Source organism: Thioalkalivibrio sp. ALE14 (assembly GCF_000376845.1).
GTDB lineage: Bacteria > Pseudomonadota > Gammaproteobacteria > Ectothiorhodospirales > Ectothiorhodospiraceae > Thioalkalivibrio.
The window spans coordinates 136,207-153,003 of record NZ_AQXY01000030.1; the positions used below are offsets into that span (position 1 = coordinate 136,207).

Below are 16,797 nucleotides of genomic sequence, written 5' to 3' on the forward strand. Positions count from 1 at the left end.
TTCGGGGAAAACGATGGCAGTTATGAATGCGCCGGCGAGGCGCAATATCTTCGTGGTCGGTCTGGACGACTTCCATCTGGCACAGCTCCGGGCCCTGCCCGGGCCGGAGAACTATGTCTTCCATGCATTGTTCACCCGCGAGGAGGTCAAGCCCTGCGCCCGGTTTCCGGTGCGTCGGATCCTGATCGAGGGCCGCGAACGCCTGGCGCAGTTTGCCGGCACGGTGGACGCCGTGGTCGGATTCTGGGACTTCCCGGTCAGTACGATCCTGCCCCTCCTGCGCCAGGCCAGGGACCTGCCGGGGCCGACCCTGGAAAGTGTGCTGAAGTGCGAGCACAAGTACTGGAGCCGGCTGGAACAGGCCCGCGTTGCACCCGAACACATCCCGGCCTTCTGCGCGGTCAACCCGTTTGCCGACGATCCATTGCGCGAGGTCACCCTGGACTTTCCGTTCTGGATCAAGCCGGTGAAATCGGTGCTCTCCTACCTCGGCTTTCGCATCAACGATGCGCACGACTTTCGGCGCGCCATGGAGCAGATCCGCAGGGAGATCGACCGCTTCGGCGAGCCCTTCAACCATGTCCTGGGGCACGCAACGCTGCCTCCGGAGGTGGCCGGCGTCGACGGCAATCACTGCATTGCCGAGGCGCTGATATCGGAGGGGCGCCAGTGCACCCTGGAGGGGTATGCCTGGCAGGGCGCAGTCCGGGTCTATGGTGCGGTCGACTCTCTGCGCGAGGGTGCGGCCGGCTCGTCGTTCTCGCGCTACCAGTATCCGTCGACATTGCCGGATGGCGTGCAGGCGCGCATGGGCGAGATCACGGACCGCGTGATCCGGCAGGTGGGGTATGACTGTGCCCCGTTCAACGTGGAGTTCTACTGGGACGAGGCCACGGACCGGATCTGGCTGCTGGAGATCAATACCCGGATCTCCAAGTCCCACGCCCCGCTGTTCCGCATGGTCGATGGCTGCTACCACCACCAGGTGATGATCGACCTCGGACTGGGCCGCGAGCCCGCCATGCCGCATCGCCAGGGGGAATTCGCGTGTGCGGCCAAGTTCATGGTTCGTCGGTACCAGGACGCACGGGTCGTGCGGATGCCCACGCCGGGGGAGATCACGGCCGTCGAGGCCGAGTTCCCGGGAGTGGTCGTACAGATCGAGGTCGCGGAGGGCATGCTGCTGTCGCAGCTGTGTTATCAGGACAGCTACTCCTACGAGGTCGCAACCCTGTTTGTCGGGGCCGCGGACAACACCGAGCTGGAGCGAACCTATACGCGTGTGATGGAGCGGCTGCCCATGGAGTTCGAACCCGTCGACGAGGCACAGCCATGAAAATCGTCCGCGACTTTCCCTACGCCGTGACGGTCGAGGAATACATCCCGATCCCGCTTGCCGACGGGACGCACCTGGCCGCCCGGTTGTGGCGCCCCGAAGGCGCCGAACAGCAGCCCGTCCCCGCGATCCTGGAATACATCCCGTACCGCCGGCGCGATTCCACGCGACTACGCGACGACGCGATCCACCACTACTTTGCCGGTCACGGCTACGCGTGTCTGCGGGTGGACCTGCGCGGATCCGGAGACTCCGAGGGGGTGCTGGAGGACGAGTATCTGCAGCAGGAACTGGACGACGGCGTGGAGATCCTGCGCTGGATGGGCGAACAAACCTGGTGCAACGGCAATGTCGGAATGATCGGCATCTCCTGGGGTGGCTTCAACGGCCTGCAGATCGCGGCATTGCAACCGCCGGAGCTGAAGGCCGTGGTCAGTGTGTGTTCCACCGATGACCGCTACGCCGACGACGTCCATCATATGGGCGGCTGCCTGCTGGGCGACAACCTGTCCTGGGCCTCGACCATGTTTGCCTACAACTCCCTGCCGCCGGATCCGGAGATCGTGGGCGAACGCTGGCGCGAGATGTGGTTCCAGCGCCTGGAGGGCAGCGGGCTGTGGCTGGAGAAGTGGCTGCGCCACCAGCGCCGTGACGACTACTGGAAGCATGGCTCGATCTGCGAGGACTGGTCCGCGGTAAAGACCCCGGTCATGGCGGTGAGCGGCTGGGCCGACGGCTATTCCAACGCGGTGTTTCGCCTGCTGGACAACCTGCAGGGGCCTCGCCTGGGCCTGGTCGGCCCCTGGAGCCACAAATACCCCCACCAGGGGGTCCCGGGTCCGGCCATCGGCTTCCTGCAGGAATGTCTGCGCTGGTGGGACCACTGGCTGAAGGACGAACCAAACGGGATCATGGAAGAACCGATGTTGCGGGTCTGGATGCAGGACAGCGTCCCGCCGACCACCCGCTACGAGGAACGCCCGGGGCGCTGGGTGGGCGAACCACACTGGCCCTCGGCAAACGTGGAGCTCGAGCCGCTGACCCTGGCCTGGCCGGGGCGACTGGAGAACGAATCGGGGGGCATACCGGAACGCGAGATGAGCCTGCAATCGCCGCTGAGCGTGGGCCTGTTCGCCGGCAAGTGGTGTTCGTATTCTGCGACGCCCGATCTGCCGCACGACCAGCGCGAAGAGGATGGGGGCGCCCTGGTATTCACCAGCGCCCCGCTGGAGAAGCCCCTGGAGATCCTCGGCGCTGCGATGCTGGAGCTGGAGTTGAGCGTCGATCAGCCCGTCGCGATGGTTGCGGCGCGGTTGTCCGATGTTGCCGCTGACGACAAGGCGACCCGCGTCACCTATGGGTTGCTCAACCTGACCCACCGCGAAGGAGCCGAGACCCCGAAACCACTGGAGCCCGGTAAAACCTATCGCGTCCGGGTCAAGTTCAACGACGTAGCGCAGCGCTTCCCGGCAGGACATCGCATCCGCCTGTCGCTGTCGACCTCGTATTTCCCGCTGGCATGGCCGGCGCCGCGGCCGGTGCGGCTACGGATCACGGCAGGCGCGAGCCGTCTGCTTCTGCCCCGGCGCTCGCCGCGCGAAGACCTGGATGCCCGAATCGCCTTCCCGCCCCCCGAGGGTGCACCCCCCTCGACGGAGACCCGTCAGCTCACGCCGCAGCAGCATAACTGGCGGGTCATTCGTGACCTGGCCGAGGACGAGTCGACCCTGGAGGTGATCAACGACGCGGGGACCGTCCGGCTGGAAGATCTGAACCTGGAGATGCAGCGCAAGGCGCTGGAGTGGTACAGCTACCGGGGTGACGACTTCAACTCGGCGCGCGGGGAAACACTGTGGGAGCGCGGCTTCCGGCGCGGTGAATGGGAAGTGCGTACGGTGACCCGAACGGTGCTTACCTCGACCCCCACCGAGTTCGAGATCCACGCCCAGCTGGATGCGTACGAGGGCGAACGTCGGGTGTGTTCTCGCAACTGGGATATCCGGATCCCCCGCGACCTTGTGTGAACAGGACGCGGGGCCTGCTCCTTAACCCGGATGTTTCATGAACTCGCGTGATAATCGCGCAGGATATGGGTCGCACAGGGGATTTTCCGAAGAAGTGCCGTATGGGGCGATACGGCCGACTGAGGAAAATTCCCTGTGCGGACAACAGACCAGCGAGGGCGCGTGCAATTCATGAAACATCCGGGTTAAGGGCTCGATCCTGCGCTATTCTGTCCCTGCAGCTGTCGGCGTCGGTGTCGACGAACACCGGCACGGGGCACCTTCAAGGCGTCCCGGAATCCATCGCGCAGACCTTGCGTGAATCCCCGTTCACCCCCCTTTACAAGCGAGACTGACATGCGGGTGGCCCTGTTCAGTGTTCAGCAGCATGATCGCGAATTCCTCCAGCCGGCCCTGGTGGCCGCCGGAATGACCCCGGTGGTGCACACCGAACGCCTCACCGCGGAGACGGTGCACCTGGCCCGGGGTGCCGATGCCGTTTGTGTCTTCACGAACGACGATCTGCACCGGCGCGTGATCGACGGGCTCGCGGATCAGGGCATCCACGTGATTGCGCTGCGCTGTTCGGGTTACGACAACCTGGATGTCGCGCGGGCCCGCGAGCGCGGTGTGCGCGTGGGGCGGGTTCCGGCCTACTCCCCGAACGCGATCGCGGAGCATGCGGTCGCCCTCTTGATGACCCTGAACCGCCGGGTACACCGGGCCTGGGAGCGGACCCGGCGCGGCGATTTCCGCCTCGACCACCTGACGGGCTTCGACCTCGTCGGGCGCACCGTGGGCATCGTCGGGACCGGGCGGATCGGCCAGGCTTTTGCCCGGATCATGCTCGGCTTCGGCTGTCGGGTCCTCGCCCACGACCCGTATCCGAATGCCGAGCTGCAGTCCGCTGGGGTGGTGTACCGCGGCCTGGATGCGCTGCTGGCCGAGTCCTCGGTGGTCAGTCTCAGCTGCCCGATGACCCCGGAGAACCGGCATATGATCAACGCCGACACCCTCGCCCGGATGCCGCGCGGGGCATTCCTGATCAACACGGCGCGCGGGGCGCTGGTGGATACCGATGCCGCCGAGGTCGCGCTGGACTCCGGTCAGCTGGGCGGGCTCGCGCTGGATGTCTACGAGGCCGAGGCGGGGCTGTTCTTTCACGACTGGTCGCTGGCCGGTCTGCCGGACCGGCGCCTCGCGCGACTGATGCAGCGCGACGACGTGCTGGTGACGGGCCACCAGGCCTTCCTCACCCACGAGGCCCTGACCAACATCGCCGATACCACCGTCACGAACCTGACCGCCCTGCATCAGGACCCGGACGCGCAGCCCGAAGGCCGCATCGTCTGAGGCGTCTCCCTGCGATCAGAGCGCGAGCTGGAAGCCTGCCCCCAGCCCCGCACAGGAGAGGATCAGCGGGATAATCCCGACGCGGAAGCGGGCCAGGGCGATGAAGGCGGCGATGCCCAGCAGCGCGGAGAACCATTCGAAGGCGCCGTCAAAGCTGTCTGGCCACAGCACGTGCCAGGTGAAGAACACCGCGAGGTTCACGATAACCCCGACCACCGCGGCGGTGATGCCGGTCAGCGGTCCCGTGAAGTGCAGATCCCCGCGCGTGCGTTCGACCAGCGGTGCGCCGACCAGGATGAACAGGAATGATGGCAGGAAGGTGAAGAAGGTTGCGACCAGCGCCCCAAGAAGGGCGGCCAGGAGCACCTGGTCCGGCCCGAGAAAGGCCTGCGTCCAGCCGCCGATGAAGCCGACGAAGGTCACCACCATGATCAGGGGGCCCGGAGTGGCCTCGCCCAGCGCCAGCCCGTCGATCATCTGGGTCGGACTCAGCCAGCCGTAGGTCTCCACCCCGCCCTGATAGACGTAGGGCAGCACCGCATAGGCGCCGCCGAAGGTCACCAGGGCGGTCTGGGTAAAGAACTGCCCCATGCGGGTCAGCGTGGCGTCCCACCCGAATACCGCGAGCAGCAAGCCGAAGACGGCGGCCCACAGGCCGAGGCCGACCACGAGGAAGCGGATCACGCGCGACCAGCGAAACTGCATCCAGGGTGCGGGAGGGGTGTCGTCGTCCACCACGGCCGGCCCCGTGGCCTTGTGGCTGCCGGCGCTGTGCGAAACCCCGCTCTGGAAGCGCTCCGGCCAGACCCGGCTGCCCAGCCAGCCGAGCACGCCCGCGGCGATGATGTAGGGGAACGGGATGTTCAGTGCGAAGATCGCCAGGAAGGCCGCGATGGCCATCAGCCACAGCAGGCCGTTGTTGAGCACTCGCCCGCCGATGCGCCAGCCGGCGTAGACGATGATCGCGACCACGGCCGGCTTGATGCCATAGAACACCGCCTCCACCGCAGGCACGTCGCCAAAGGCCAGGTAGACCCAGGACAAACCGATCATCAAAAACAGCGAGGGCAGAATGAACAGCAGCCCGGCCATCAGGCCGCCGAAGGTGCCGTGCAGCAGCCAGCCGAGATACGTGGCGAGCTGCTGCGCCTCCGGCCCGGGCAGCACCATCGTGTAATTCAGCGCATGCAGGAAGCGGTTCTCGGAGACCCAGCGGCGGCGTTCCACGAGTTCCTCGTGCATCATCCCGATCTGTCCGGCGGCCCCGCCGAACGAGATGAAGCCAAGCTTCAGCCAGTAGCGAAAGGCCTCGCCGCGCGTGGGCGCGCTGGGGCGGAGGGTGCTGGGCGTATCGAAATCATTCATGCGGGATTGCGCCCGGACTGTTGTTCAAAGGCGTGGCGCAGGTCGTGCAGGACGGGTGTGACTCGGGCCAGCAGCGCATCGTCATCCGCGCACTGCTGCTTGGCCCCGGTCAGGATGCTCTCGAAGCCCGCGGCCTCGGCGACGGGGCGCCCGCCCACGTCGAGGAAATGCACCATGTCCCCGAGCCCGGCGAGGCCGCTGTCACGTTCCAGGCCGAAGGCCGCCAGCAACACCTCGAAGGTGACGCGGTCACCGATGTGGGTGAACGCGGCGCCGTCGAAATCGAAGCCGAGCGCCTCGTCCGGGCAGTCGGCCGGGGTCGCGAGCCAGACGAAGCGCGCCTCGGGGTCGATGAATTCGCGGATCAGCCAGGCGCTGGCGACGCGGTCCACCCATAGCGCTGCCCGCGTGGCCCATAGCCGGCCGCGGTAGTCCGCCGGCTCCAGCCGGGGTACGCCGGTGTCAGGCTCGGGCGAGGGCTCGTCCGGTGACAGGACCGCCTGGGCGGCGGTTTCCAGGCGGGCCAGCTGCGCCTCCAGCGGCGCGCGGTCGGGCCCCGGGAAGTAGTCGGTGCGGCGCAACTGATCGGCCTCGCGGTGGATCTGGCGCAGCCGCTTGAGCAGCTCGGCTTCGCCCAGCGCGGGCAGTTGCCCCAGCAGGGTTTCCGCGTTCTTTCGCAGGGTCCGGTACTCCGCTTCACGGTCGAACAGGCTGCGGTAATGCGCCTGTTCCTCGGGGTTGGCGGCGACCGGGAGATGGTAGGCCTGGTTGCCTGCCGCGCGCGCCGATTCGGCCAGTTCCAGCAGGCCGTCGCGCAGATCCGAGCGGTTGGGCAGCAGGTAGACCCCATCGCGCAGCGTGGCGGCGCCCAGTGCCTTCAGCGCCCGCCACAGCCGGACCCGGGTCGAGTCCTGCCCGGCCTGAAAGGCGAGGATGAGTACCTGCCATTCGGCATCCTGCGCATACATGTTATATATGTATCATCGATGTAACGCACATTACAAATACGTGGAACATGCGCACAAAAAGGCCCGGCGCCTTGCGGGGCCGGGCCTTTCGGGTGCGCCGGGTGACCGGCGCAGGAGGGCGGTGTTCAGCCCTCGTTGTGGTAGCGGGTGATCCGTTCCACTTCGTTCTTCGCGCCCAGGACCACCGGCACGCGCTGGTGGATGCCCTCGGGGCTGATGTCCATGATGCGCTCGCGCCCGGTGGTGGCGGCACCGTCGGCCTGCTCGACGATGAAGCTCATCGGGTTGGCCTCGTACATCAGGCGCAGCTTGCCGGCCGTGCCCTTGGCCTGCATCTTGGTGTCCATCGGATACAGGAACACGCCACCACGCGACAGGATGCGGTGCACCTCGGCGACCATGGAGGCCACCCAGCGCATGTTGAAGTCCTTGCCGCGCTCGCCTTCCTTGCCGGCCAGGCATTCGTCGATGTAGCGCTTGACCGGGGCCTCCCAGAAGCGGCTGTTGGACATGTTGATCGCGAATTCCTGGGTGTCTTCCGGGATCTGCACGCTGTCCTTGGTCAGCAGGAACTCGCCGAAGTCCTTGTCCAGGGTGAACATCTTCACGCCCTGACCGGTGGTCATCACCATCATGGTGGACGGGCCGTACAGGCAGTAGCCGGCGGCGACCTGCTTGGTGCCCGGCTGCAGGAAGTCCTCGGTCTTCGGATCGGTGACACCTTCCGGGGCCTTCAGGATGGAGAAGATCGTACCGACGGAGACGTTCACGTCGATGTTGGAGGAGCCATCCAGCGGGTCGAACAGGACCAGGTAGTGGCCGCGCGGCTCGTTGGCCGGCATCTCGCAGATCTCGTCCATTTCCTCGGAGGCCAGGCCGGCCGCATGGCCGTTGTGGCTCAGGCTCTCGATGAACACCTCGTTGGTGATGATGTCGAGCTTCTTCTGCGTCTCGCCCTGCACGTTCTCGGAGCCCGCGGAGCCAAGAACCCCGACCAGGTCGCCTTTGTCGACGAGGTTGGAGATCTTCTTGCACGCCACGGAGATATCGTTCAGGAGCCCGGTGAATTCGCCGGTCGCGCCCTGGATCCCGCGCTGGGTTTCGATGATGCAGTTGGTCAGTGTGGTACCGATATGCATGATGCTAGTAGCCTTGATAGTCGATGGATTCCGCGCGATCGAAAGGTCTGGAGCGTCGCCGCGCCGGGTAAAAGACGGCGTAGTGTAGCAAAAGCGCCAAAGCGTCTTGGCGCGTCCATACACAAAAGAAGAGGTTTTCCATGCCGCAGAACGCGCTGTATGCCCAGTCCGGCGGGGTGACCGCCGTTATCAATGCCAGCGCCTGGGGGGTGATCGAGGCGGTGCGCGCCCACCCGGCTCACTTCGGCAAGATCTATGCGGCGCGCGACGGCATCCTGGGTGTCCTGCGCGAGGAGATCATCGACCTCGACCAGGAGGACCCGCTGACCCTGGCGGCGCTGCGGCATACGCCGGGCGGGGCGTTCGGTTCCTGCCGCTTTGATCTGGGTGATCCCGACAAGGACCCGGAGCAGTACGAGCGCCTGGTCGAGGTCTTCCGCGCGCATGACATCGGCACCTTCTTCTACAACGGCGGCGGCGGTTCCATGGATACGGCGCTGAAGATCGCGAAAATGGGAGACCGCATGGGCTTCCCGATCAAGGCGATCGGCGTACCCAAGACGATCGACAACGACCTGGCCGTGACCGACTCCAGCCCCGGCTTCGGCTCGGCCGCCAAATTCATCGCCACGGCCGTGCGCGAGGCCAGCCTGGACGTCGAGTCCATGCACACCAGTTCCACCAAGGTATTCGTGATGGAGGTGATGGGCCGCCACGCCGGCTGGCTGGCCGCCGCCGCGGCGCTGGCGCAGGAGTTCGACGGCCAGCCGCCGATGCTGATCCTGTTCGCCGAGACGCCGTTCGATCAGGCCGACTTCCTCGACCACCTCAACCGGACGATCGAACGCCACGGGTACTGCGTGGTGGTCGTTTCCGAGGGCCTGAAGACCCCGGACGGCAGCCTCTTCTCCGTCGCCCAGAGCCATGACGTCTATGCCTACACCCAGCTGGGCGGCGCCGCGCCGCGCCTGGCCGAACTGATCCGCGAGCAGACCGGGCACAAGCTGCACTGGGCGGTGGTGGACTACATCCAGCGCGCATCGCGCCACATCGCGTCGAAGGTGGACGTGGAACAGGCCTACGGCTGTGGCCGGGCAGCGGTGGAGGGCGTGGTCGCGGGCGAGGATGCCTTTATGCCCATCATCCGCCGCGACTCCAACGATCCCTACCGCTGGAGCGTCGGCTTTACCCCGCTGGAGACCGTGGCCGACATCGAACAGGGGATGCCGCGCGAGTACATCACGCCGGATGGCTACGGCATTACCCAGGCCGCGCGCGATTACCTGCGCCCGCTGATCCAGGGCGAGGACACCCCGCCGTTCGAACGGGGCCTGCCCTGCTACCCGCGCATCCGCGGCGAGCTATTGCCGAAGAGATGTCCGCCCTTCGAGGTCAAGACGGACTAAACCTGCGCCCGGGTCTGTCGGCCGTACTGGCGTCCAGCCAGACCCGCTGGAAGGCGAAGAACTGTCGGGCAACGGTATCCGCCTCGGCCAGGCCCAGGTAGTCCGGGTGCCCGGCGGGTGCGCATCCCGCACAGACGAAGGTGATGCCGTCACAGAGACTGCTGCAGCACGGGGCGCCGCCCGCGCGGCGCGGCCGGTAATGCACGGCGATTGAGTCGGTGTTCGCCACGCCGCCGGGACCGGATTCGAGCGCGACCGCCTGGCTGCAGTGGCTGCAGGCCGCGTTGATCCGGCTCCGCGCGCCGCTCAGCATGGGGATGGCCAGGGCATCAATGGCACACATTGCGGTCACCGGGCCGTCACCGGTGGCGGCGACCGTGATCCCGGCGGGTGCCGCGCTGTAGGGGTAGCAGCCCAGCCCATGGGCCTGATGCGCCACGGCATCCAGCGCCGCCAGTTGCTCCAGTGCGGTGCCATCCAGCGCATCGGCGCCGGGGGGGCGTCCGGTCCGGCGCCAGTGTCCCAGCACTTCGACATACGTGGCGCGCACGGCCTCGGGGGCCTTCTGCAGGCGCTGTTCCAGCGGGAAGTCGTCCCGGAGGCGTTCCAGGGCTTGCGCTACGCGCGTCGGGTTCATGAGGGCGCGCAGCAGCCGCCCGGACCCTCCTGCTGGATCGGCGGACAGGGCACGGTGCCGTAGGAACAGAACACACAGCAGTCTCCGGGCAGGGGTTTCAGCAGGGTGCCGCAGCTCTCGCATTCGTAGAACCACTGGCAGGCATCGGTGGGCATCGTCTCGGTCTTCTGATGCCCGCATTCCGGGCAGGTCAGGGTGGAAGCGGGCACGATCTCGTTCATGTGTGTTTCAGCTCCCTTTGCAAGGATGGGATACAAGCGTCCGGAGAAGCGGGGATGAAAAACCCTTCTGGACCAACGGGATCGGCACAAAATAGGTCATTCCGGAGTCTATAAAACTGCCAAGCCCGCGCAAGACGGGTGCAAATACCGGATACCGGATGGAGGAAACGATGTACACGCGAATCCTGAACCGCACGCTTGCCCTGTCGGCCGCCAGCGTTCTGGCCGCGGCATTCCTGGCCCCGGGCCAGGTCGCCGCGCAGGGCGCCTATTTCGCGCCCGCGGACGGCTCGCCAGAGGAGGTGACCTTCGAATACCGCATGCGCGAGTACGGCTGCGCCAACGTACGCGGGCAGTGGCGGGCGACCAACAACACCGACGACTGGCTGGAGGTGCGCGTCACCAAGATCGCCTACAACTGCCCGGGCGAACTGGAAGACGACGTGCGCACGGCCACCCGTCTGTGGCGCACGCTGGCACCGGGGGCCACGGAAAACCGCACGCGTGACAACTCCGTCTGCGGCGGGGCCTGGGCGCGCGGGGTCGAGGTCCTGGAATACGAGATCAACGTGGTCGAGGCCCCCGAGGAAAGCTGAGCGATGTGATTCCGGCCGCGATTTCTGTTCGCGGCCGGTCGTTTTGTGGCAAGGGCGCGCTACACTCGTATCCATCGACCCATTTCCAAGGAGTCTGCCATGCACGTACTTTCGTTCCGTCGAGTCCTGTCCGCTCCCGCGGCCTTTCTGGTCGCGCTGGCGCTGACCCTGCTTCCCGCCACACCGGCCTTCGCCGGCGTGGGCATGCTGGATACCGGCAGCATGATCCAGCAGGCCAGCGCGGACGATACCCGCGCCCATCTGCTGGAACAGCTCAATGACGCCGAGGTCCGTGCCCAGCTGATCGAGATGGGTGTCGATCCCGAGCGCGCCGAGCAGCGCGTGGCCCGCCTGACCGACGAGGAACTGGCCCGCCTGGAGGCGCACATGGAGACCGACCCGGCCGGCGCCGCCAGCGCCCTCGGCGTGGTCGCCATTGTGTTCGTCGTGTTCGTGATCCTCGATGCGGTGGGCGTGACCGACATCTTCTCGTTCGTGGGTCCGGCGCGCGGCAGCCGCTAGGTTCCCTGGCCCAGCCATGACATCGATGAGTCGACGGCGAGCCTTCGGGCTCGCCGTTCTTGTTTGCGGTCTGGGGCTTGCCGCGCTCGGCCTGGGTGGTTGCGCCACCGCACCGCAGAGCGCGGGCCTGGCCAGCGAGCGTCCGGCGGACCTGCCGTCGCGCGTGGAGCTGACCGACACCCCTTTCTTCCCCCAGGAGCAGTACCAGTGCGGCCCCGCCGCGCTGGCCACCGCCCTGAGCGCCCGGGGTATTGATGCCGCTCTGGATGATCTCATCGACGAGGTCTACATCCCCGCCCGCGAGGGCAGCCTGCAGACCGAGATGCGCGCGGCGGTGCGCGCGCGCGACCAGATCGCCTATCGCATCGAGCCCCAGCTGGAGGCCATCCTGCGCGAGGTCGCCGCGGGCAACCCGGTGGTGGTGTTCCAGAACCTCGGGGTCGCCCTGATCCCTGAATGGCACTTCGCGGTGGTCATCGGCTATGACCTGGACGATCGCGAGATCTTCCTGCGCAGCGGCCCCATCCAGCGCCACGTGAACTCGTTTGCCCGCTTCGAGCGGACCTGGGCGCGCGGGGAGCGTTGGGCGTTTCTGGTGATGGCGCCGGATACCCTGCCGGCGACGGCGACCCCGCTGCGCTGGTTGCGGGCGGTCAACGAGCTGGAGCAGACCGGGCGGTTCGCGGCGGCGGCCACCGGCTACGAGACGGCGATGGAGCGCTGGCCCGAAGAGCCGATTCCCTATGTGGGTCGGGCCAATGTGGCGTTTGCCCAGGGCGACCTGCCCACGGCCGAGGACGCCTTGCGCAGGCTGGTGGAGCGCGACCCGGCGCGCCACGAGGGCTGGAACAACCTGGCGCATGTGCTGATTGCCCGCGAATGCGGCGAGCAGGCACGCGAGGCGGCGAGTTGCGCGGCCGGCCTGGCGGGGCCGGGCCGCTATGCTCGCACCCTTGGTGCGGTGGCGAACGCCCCGGACGGAGGCGCCGAGTGTCGTGCATTGCCGCCTTGTGCCACCGCACTCGAGGCCGGTGCCCGCTGAGCCTTTACGGCGGGCTGGGCCCTGACGCGGTCATCGGCGGGGCCCCACGGCTCCCGGTTGCGCCGCGGGGGACCATCTCGACGCCGCCGGGATTGCCGTGGCGGTTCCTACTTGCGTTTCTCCAGCGTCTGTTCGGCGTGCTTGAGCACCAGGCCCAGGTTCTGTTTTTCCACGTCCGTGACCTGCGGGTCGTCCTTTACCGCGTGACGCAGGTGTTCCACCAGCTGCGCCAGTTCGTCGCGCGAGATCTGGTGAAAGTTGAAGCTACCGCCGTAGCGTGCCTCCAGTTGATCCCAGTAGTCGGCCAGCGGGGGGCGGTAGTCATCAGTCATGGGGCAATCCTTGATTCGGGCGACAGGCGTAACCCGTATTTTGTCTGCTCGCGGTGCTTGGGGTCTAATGGGGGTTTTCCCGGTCGGCCTTTCGCCCATGCCCGTCACCGCCATCTATCCTGGCACCTTCGATCCGATCACCCACGGCCATACCGATATCGTGCGGCGTGCCGCGCGCCTGTTTGATCGCGTGGTCGTCGCGGTGGCGGCCAACCCGAACAAAGGGCCAGCCTTCCCGCTCGAGACCCGTGTCGCCCTGGCGCGCGAGGCGGTGGGCGAGATCCCCGGTGTGGAGGTGCAGGGTTTCAACGTCCTGCTGGCGCATTTTGTCCACGAGCAGGGGGGCAACGTGATCCTGCGCGGCCTGCGGGCGGTGTCCGATTTCGAGCACGAGTTCCAGCTGGCGGCAATGAACCGTCAGCTTGCGCCGGAGGTCGAAACGCTGTTCCTGACGCCGGCAGAGGAATACAGCTTTGTCTCCTCGAGTCTGGTACGGGAAATCGCCCGTCTGGGCGGAGACGTCTCAAACTTCGTAAGTCCCGGCGTGGCGCGCATGCTGGCAGAACAAAACGGCGCGGCGCGCTAGCCGGCCGACACTCGACACGAGGACTGGCCCATGGCCCTGATGATCACCGATGAATGCATCAATTGTGATGTCTGCGAACCCGAGTGCCCGAACGAGGCCATCTATCCGGGCGACGAGATCTACGAGATCGACCCCAATCTGTGCACCGAATGTGTCGGGCATTTTGACGAGCCGCAATGTCAGGATGTCTGCCCGGTGGACTGCATTCCGCTGGACCCCGATCACAAGGAGACCCGCGAGCAGTTGCAGGCTAAATATGAAGCCCTGATGGCCGCGAAGTAGGCGACCCCCATGGGCTGGCATCGCCCCCTCCTGTACGGCGCGGTCCTCGTCACCCTGACGCTGGCGGCCCCGCTGGCCTTCGCCGGGCCCGGGCAGCACGCGGTGGCCACCGCCCATCCGGCTGCCAGCGAGGCGGGCGAGGCCGTGTTGCGCGACGGCGGCAATGCCTTCGATGCCGCCGTCGCCATCACCGCCGCGCTGGGGGTGGCCGAGCCCTACGGTTCCGGTCTCGGGGGTGGTGGGTTCTTCCTGCTGCACGAGGCCGGGACCGGTCGCAGTGTGATGGTGGATGCCCGCGAGACCGCCCCCGCCGCGGCCGACCGCGACATGTACCTGGATGCCGACGGCGAGGTGATCGACGGGCTGTCCCTGGATGGCGTGCTCGCAGCCGGGATCCCCGGCATGCCTGCAGGCATGGACCACATTGCGCGTACCTACGGGCGGCTGTCCCTCGCCGACAGCCTGGCCCCGGCGATCCGCCTGGCCGAAGACGGCGTGCCGGTCAGCGGCCGCTATCTGCAGATGGCGGGCTTTCGTCATCAGGCCCTGCGCGACGGGGCCGGTGCCCGTGACATCTACCTGGACGACGGCCACCTGCCGGACGCGGGCGCGATCCTGCGCCAGCCCGACCTTGCCGCGACCCTGCGGCGGCTGGCGGACGCCGGTCACGACGGCTTCTACACCGGCGAGCTGGCCGGACAGCTGGTCGAGGGCGTTCGCGAGGCTGGGGGTATCTGGACGCTGGAGGACCTGGCCGGGTACGAGGTGGTCGAGCGTGACCCCGTCCGCCTGGACTATCTCGGGGCCGAGATCACGACGGCATCGCCGCCGTCGTCCGGGGGCGTCGCCCTCGGCCAGATCCTGAACATCCTGTCCTTTTACGACCTCGAGCAGCTGGCGCCGGACATGCGCGTCCACCTGACCATCGAGGCCATGCGTCGCGCCTACCGCGACCGCGCCGAATACCTGGGCGACCCGGATCACGTCGAGATGCCTCTGGAGCGGCTCCTGTCTCGCGACTATGCGGCCGGCCTGCGCGCCACGATCCATCCGGATACGGCCACTCCCAGCCGCTACCTGCCCCTGTCGGTGGAGCCGCAGGCCGAACGCCCGCCGCAACCCGCGCCCGAGAGCCGGGAGACCACCCACTTCTCCGTGATCGACGCCGAGGGCAATCGCGTCGCGGCCACCCTGACGCTCAACTATCCGTTCGGCTCGGGCTACGTGGTGCCCGGCACGGGCGTCCTGCTGAACAACGAGATGGACGACTTCTCGGCCAAGCCGGGCGAGCCGAACGCCTACGGGCTGGTGGGTTTCGAGGCCAATGCCATCGCCCCGCAGCGCCGGCCGCTGTCGAGCATGAGCCCGACCTTTGTCGAGACCGACGAGCGGGTGGCCATCCTGGGCACCCCGGGCGGCAGCCGCATCATCACCATGGTGTTGCACGGCATCTTCGGGGTGCTCGAGGGGCGGACCATCGACGACGTGGTCGCCGCGCCGCGCTACCACCACCAGTACCTGCCGGATCGCGTAGAACACGAGACCGGTGCTTTTGATGCCGAGCTCCGTGGTCAGCTGGTCGCGCGCGGCCACCAGCTGGTCCCGCAGGTACGCCCGTTCGGCGACATGCACGCCATCCTGTGGGAGCTTGGGGACGGCCGTCTGGAGGCCGCCTCCGATCCGCGTGGCGAGGGCGAGGCGCGCGTCTTCCCGCCCCGGTAAACCATCATTGTGGAAGGTGCGTGACGGTCACGGGGTATCCCGAGAGATCGCCACGTCGCTGTGCGACTGGCGATGACGGGGTCTCGGGTCCGGGTATCCGCACGTTCGAGGCGCGGGCTGACGCAATGCCGCCCACGCAAAAAGCCGCGCCCGTATGCGGGGCGCGGCTTCGCGATTCACCTTTCCGCGGCCGGCGCGAGGCCGGCCGGATCCCGGGGCTTAGCCCTGGGCCAGGTCGCGGATGCGGGCGTTCAGGCGGCTCTTGTGACGCGCCGCCTTGTTCTTGTGAATCAGGCCCTTGCTCACGGTCTTGTCGATCACCGTCACGGCCGACTTGTAGGCCTCGGCGGCTGCCTGGGCGTCGCCCTTGTGCAGCGGCTTCAGAACGGCCTTCATGGCCGTACGGAAACGGGAGCGCAGTGCCATGTTGTGAGCGCGGTTCTTGACCGCCTGACGGGCCCGCTTACGGGCAGAAGCAATATTCGCCAAAGTACTTCCCTCGCGTTGAATCGCTAGGTTCTGGAAAAGGCGGCAGAGCATACCGCCGGCCGGGTCGCGCGTCAACTGGAGACGGGGCGTGACGGGAATGACAGCAGGCTTTCGGCGCGTCTACTCTAGAGAGAAGACAACCATCCAAAGGAGCCTACGATGAACCGTTTCGAACAGACCCTTCGGGCCGCGCCAGCGGCTGTCCCGGGCATGGTCTTCCTGTTGGCGGCCTTGCTGGTCGCCAGCCTGGCCTTCATGCCGCAGGCCAAGGCCTTCGAGCCGGAGGCGAAGGTCGTCTATCACGCCGACTTTGCCGATCCGCGTCGCTTCTCCGCGATGCTGACCAGCATCAACAACATGATGACCCACTACCAGAACCAGTTCATCGACGCCGACGTGCGCATCGTGTTCGTCGCCCACGGCATCCGCTTCCTGACCGATGACGACCTGGCGGATACCCCGTTCGAGGCCGACGAGGAGCTGAAGGAAGAGCGTGACACGCTGCGCGGCCGCCTGATGAGCCTCGCGACCACCCACGGCGTGAAGCTGGAGCTGTGCGAGATCACCCGTTCGCAGATCGGTCTGGACGAGGACCTGGTCTACGACCACGTGAACTTCGTGCCCTCGGGTGTGGTGCGCGTGGCCGAGCTGCAGAATGAGGAAGGCTTCGCCTACATCAAGATCGAGTGATCGTTACGCGTGCTCATGATCACAAGCCCCGCCGAAGCGGGGCTTTTTGTTGCACCACGAAGCGCACGAAGACACGAAGGGGGTCAAGGGCGTTTGCACCACAGAGGG

The 16,797-nt window shown here is 66.9% G+C and carries 18 protein-coding genes; 11 read left to right on the forward strand and 7 right to left on the reverse strand.

The annotated features are described in order from the left end of the window. The first annotated feature begins 22 nt into the window (after window positions 1–22). From F572_RS0111810 to F572_RS0111820, 3 genes are all read left to right on the forward strand, one after another. Window positions 23–1,336, forward strand: coding sequence for an acetyl-CoA carboxylase biotin carboxylase subunit family protein (locus tag F572_RS0111810; protein ID WP_017943006.1), 1,314 nt, complete (start codon window positions 23–25; stop codon window positions 1,334–1,336). Next, window positions 1,333–3,360 (forward strand): CocE/NonD family hydrolase, encoded by a 2,028-nt coding sequence (locus F572_RS0111815; RefSeq protein WP_017943005.1) that lies wholly within the window; start codon window positions 1,333–1,335, stop codon window positions 3,358–3,360. Before F572_RS0111810 ends, F572_RS0111815 begins: the two co-directional genes overlap by 4 nt. Before the next feature lie 336 nt (window positions 3,361–3,696). Next, entirely contained in the window at window positions 3,697–4,692 is a 996-nt protein-coding gene (locus tag F572_RS0111820; RefSeq protein ID WP_017943004.1) for a 2-hydroxyacid dehydrogenase, read from the forward strand. A gap of 15 nt (window positions 4,693–4,707) precedes the next feature. Here F572_RS0111820 and chrA read toward each other — a convergent pair whose 3' ends face one another. The 3 genes from chrA to F572_RS0111835 all read right to left on the reverse strand — a co-directional run bounded on the left by chrA (window position 4,708) and on the right by F572_RS0111835 (window position 8,164). Next, window positions 4,708–6,057, reverse strand: a complete 1,350-nt coding sequence (chrA, locus tag F572_RS0111825) for a chromate efflux transporter (protein WP_017943003.1) — start codon at window positions 6,055–6,057, stop codon at window positions 4,708–4,710. Continuing rightward, window positions 6,054–7,025: a chromate resistance protein ChrB domain-containing protein gene (locus F572_RS0111830; RefSeq protein WP_017943002.1), complete on the reverse strand. Its 972-nt coding sequence runs from the start codon at window positions 7,023–7,025 to the stop codon at window positions 6,054–6,056. The genes chrA and F572_RS0111830 overlap by 4 nt, the downstream gene beginning before the upstream one ends. 125 nt (window positions 7,026–7,150) lie before the next feature. Next, window positions 7,151–8,164 (reverse strand): class 1 fructose-bisphosphatase, encoded by a 1,014-nt coding sequence (locus F572_RS0111835; protein WP_017943001.1) that lies wholly within the window; start codon window positions 8,162–8,164, stop codon window positions 7,151–7,153. Window positions 8,165–8,304: 140 nt separating this feature from the next. On the opposite strand from F572_RS0111835, the gene F572_RS0111840 reads away from it, so the two are divergent. After that, entirely contained in the window at window positions 8,305–9,570 is a 1,266-nt protein-coding gene (locus F572_RS0111840) for a 6-phosphofructokinase (protein ID WP_017943000.1), read from the forward strand. Here F572_RS0111840 and merB read toward each other — a convergent pair. Both merB and F572_RS0111850 read right to left on the reverse strand, forming a co-directional pair. Beyond that, window positions 9,557–10,207, reverse strand: a complete 651-nt coding sequence (gene merB / locus F572_RS0111845; RefSeq protein ID WP_017942999.1) for an organomercurial lyase — start codon at window positions 10,205–10,207, stop codon at window positions 9,557–9,559. The genes F572_RS0111840 and merB overlap by 14 nt on opposite strands. Next, window positions 10,204–10,428 (reverse strand): GDCCVxC domain-containing (seleno)protein, encoded by a 225-nt coding sequence (locus tag F572_RS0111850; protein ID WP_017942998.1) that lies wholly within the window; start codon window positions 10,426–10,428, stop codon window positions 10,204–10,206. The genes merB and F572_RS0111850 overlap by 4 nt, the downstream gene beginning before the upstream one ends. Window positions 10,429–10,586: 158 nt before the next feature. Here F572_RS0111850 and F572_RS0111855 point away from each other — a divergent pair, with 158 nt between their 5' ends. The 3 genes from F572_RS0111855 (at window position 10,587) to F572_RS0111865 (ending at window position 12,588) form a co-directional block, all read left to right on the forward strand. Continuing rightward, a complete protein-coding gene (locus F572_RS0111855; RefSeq protein ID WP_017942997.1) occupies window positions 10,587–11,024 on the forward strand; it encodes a hypothetical protein in 438 nt (145 codons plus the stop codon). A 99-nt stretch (window positions 11,025–11,123) separates the two neighbouring features. Further along, the gene (locus F572_RS0111860; RefSeq protein WP_017942996.1) at window positions 11,124–11,546 is read left to right on the forward strand and encodes a PA2779 family protein; all 423 of its coding nucleotides are present in this window, start codon (window positions 11,124–11,126) and stop codon (window positions 11,544–11,546) included. A gap of 16 nt (window positions 11,547–11,562) precedes the next feature. Next, on the forward strand, window positions 11,563–12,588 hold the full coding sequence (locus tag F572_RS0111865; protein ID WP_026143154.1) for a PA2778 family cysteine peptidase: 1,026 nt from the start codon (window positions 11,563–11,565) through the stop codon (window positions 12,586–12,588). A gap of 107 nt (window positions 12,589–12,695) precedes the next feature. On the opposite strand, the gene F572_RS0111870 is transcribed toward F572_RS0111865, so the two are convergent. Then, window positions 12,696–12,920, reverse strand: coding sequence for a hypothetical protein (locus tag F572_RS0111870; RefSeq protein ID WP_017942994.1), 225 nt, complete (start codon window positions 12,918–12,920; stop codon window positions 12,696–12,698). A 97-nt stretch (window positions 12,921–13,017) separates the two neighbouring features. Here F572_RS0111870 and coaD point away from each other — a divergent pair, with 97 nt between their 5' ends. Genes coaD through ggt form a run of 3 tightly spaced genes read left to right on the forward strand, consistent with a single transcriptional unit; the run spans window position 13,018 to window position 15,510 of the window. Further along, entirely contained in the window at window positions 13,018–13,506 is a 489-nt protein-coding gene (gene coaD, locus F572_RS0111875) for a pantetheine-phosphate adenylyltransferase (protein ID WP_017942993.1), read from the forward strand. Window positions 13,507–13,536: 30 nt separating this feature from the next. Further along, entirely contained in the window at window positions 13,537–13,788 is a 252-nt protein-coding gene (locus tag F572_RS0111880; RefSeq protein WP_017942992.1) for a YfhL family 4Fe-4S dicluster ferredoxin, read from the forward strand. A 9-nt stretch (window positions 13,789–13,797) separates the two neighbouring features. Continuing rightward, window positions 13,798–15,510, forward strand: coding sequence for a gamma-glutamyltransferase (gene ggt / locus F572_RS0111885; RefSeq protein ID WP_017942991.1), 1,713 nt, complete (start codon window positions 13,798–13,800; stop codon window positions 15,508–15,510). A gap of 219 nt (window positions 15,511–15,729) precedes the next feature. Here ggt and rpsT read toward each other — a convergent pair whose 3' ends face one another. Then, a complete protein-coding gene (rpsT, locus tag F572_RS0111890; protein ID WP_026143153.1) occupies window positions 15,730–15,999 on the reverse strand; it encodes a 30S ribosomal protein S20 in 270 nt (89 codons plus the stop codon). Between the two features lie 159 nt (window positions 16,000–16,158). Between rpsT and F572_RS0111895 the strand changes: the two genes are divergently transcribed. Then, window positions 16,159–16,689: a DsrE family protein gene (locus F572_RS0111895; protein ID WP_017942989.1), complete on the forward strand. Its 531-nt coding sequence runs from the start codon at window positions 16,159–16,161 to the stop codon at window positions 16,687–16,689. Window positions 16,690–16,797: the final 108 nt, after the last annotated feature.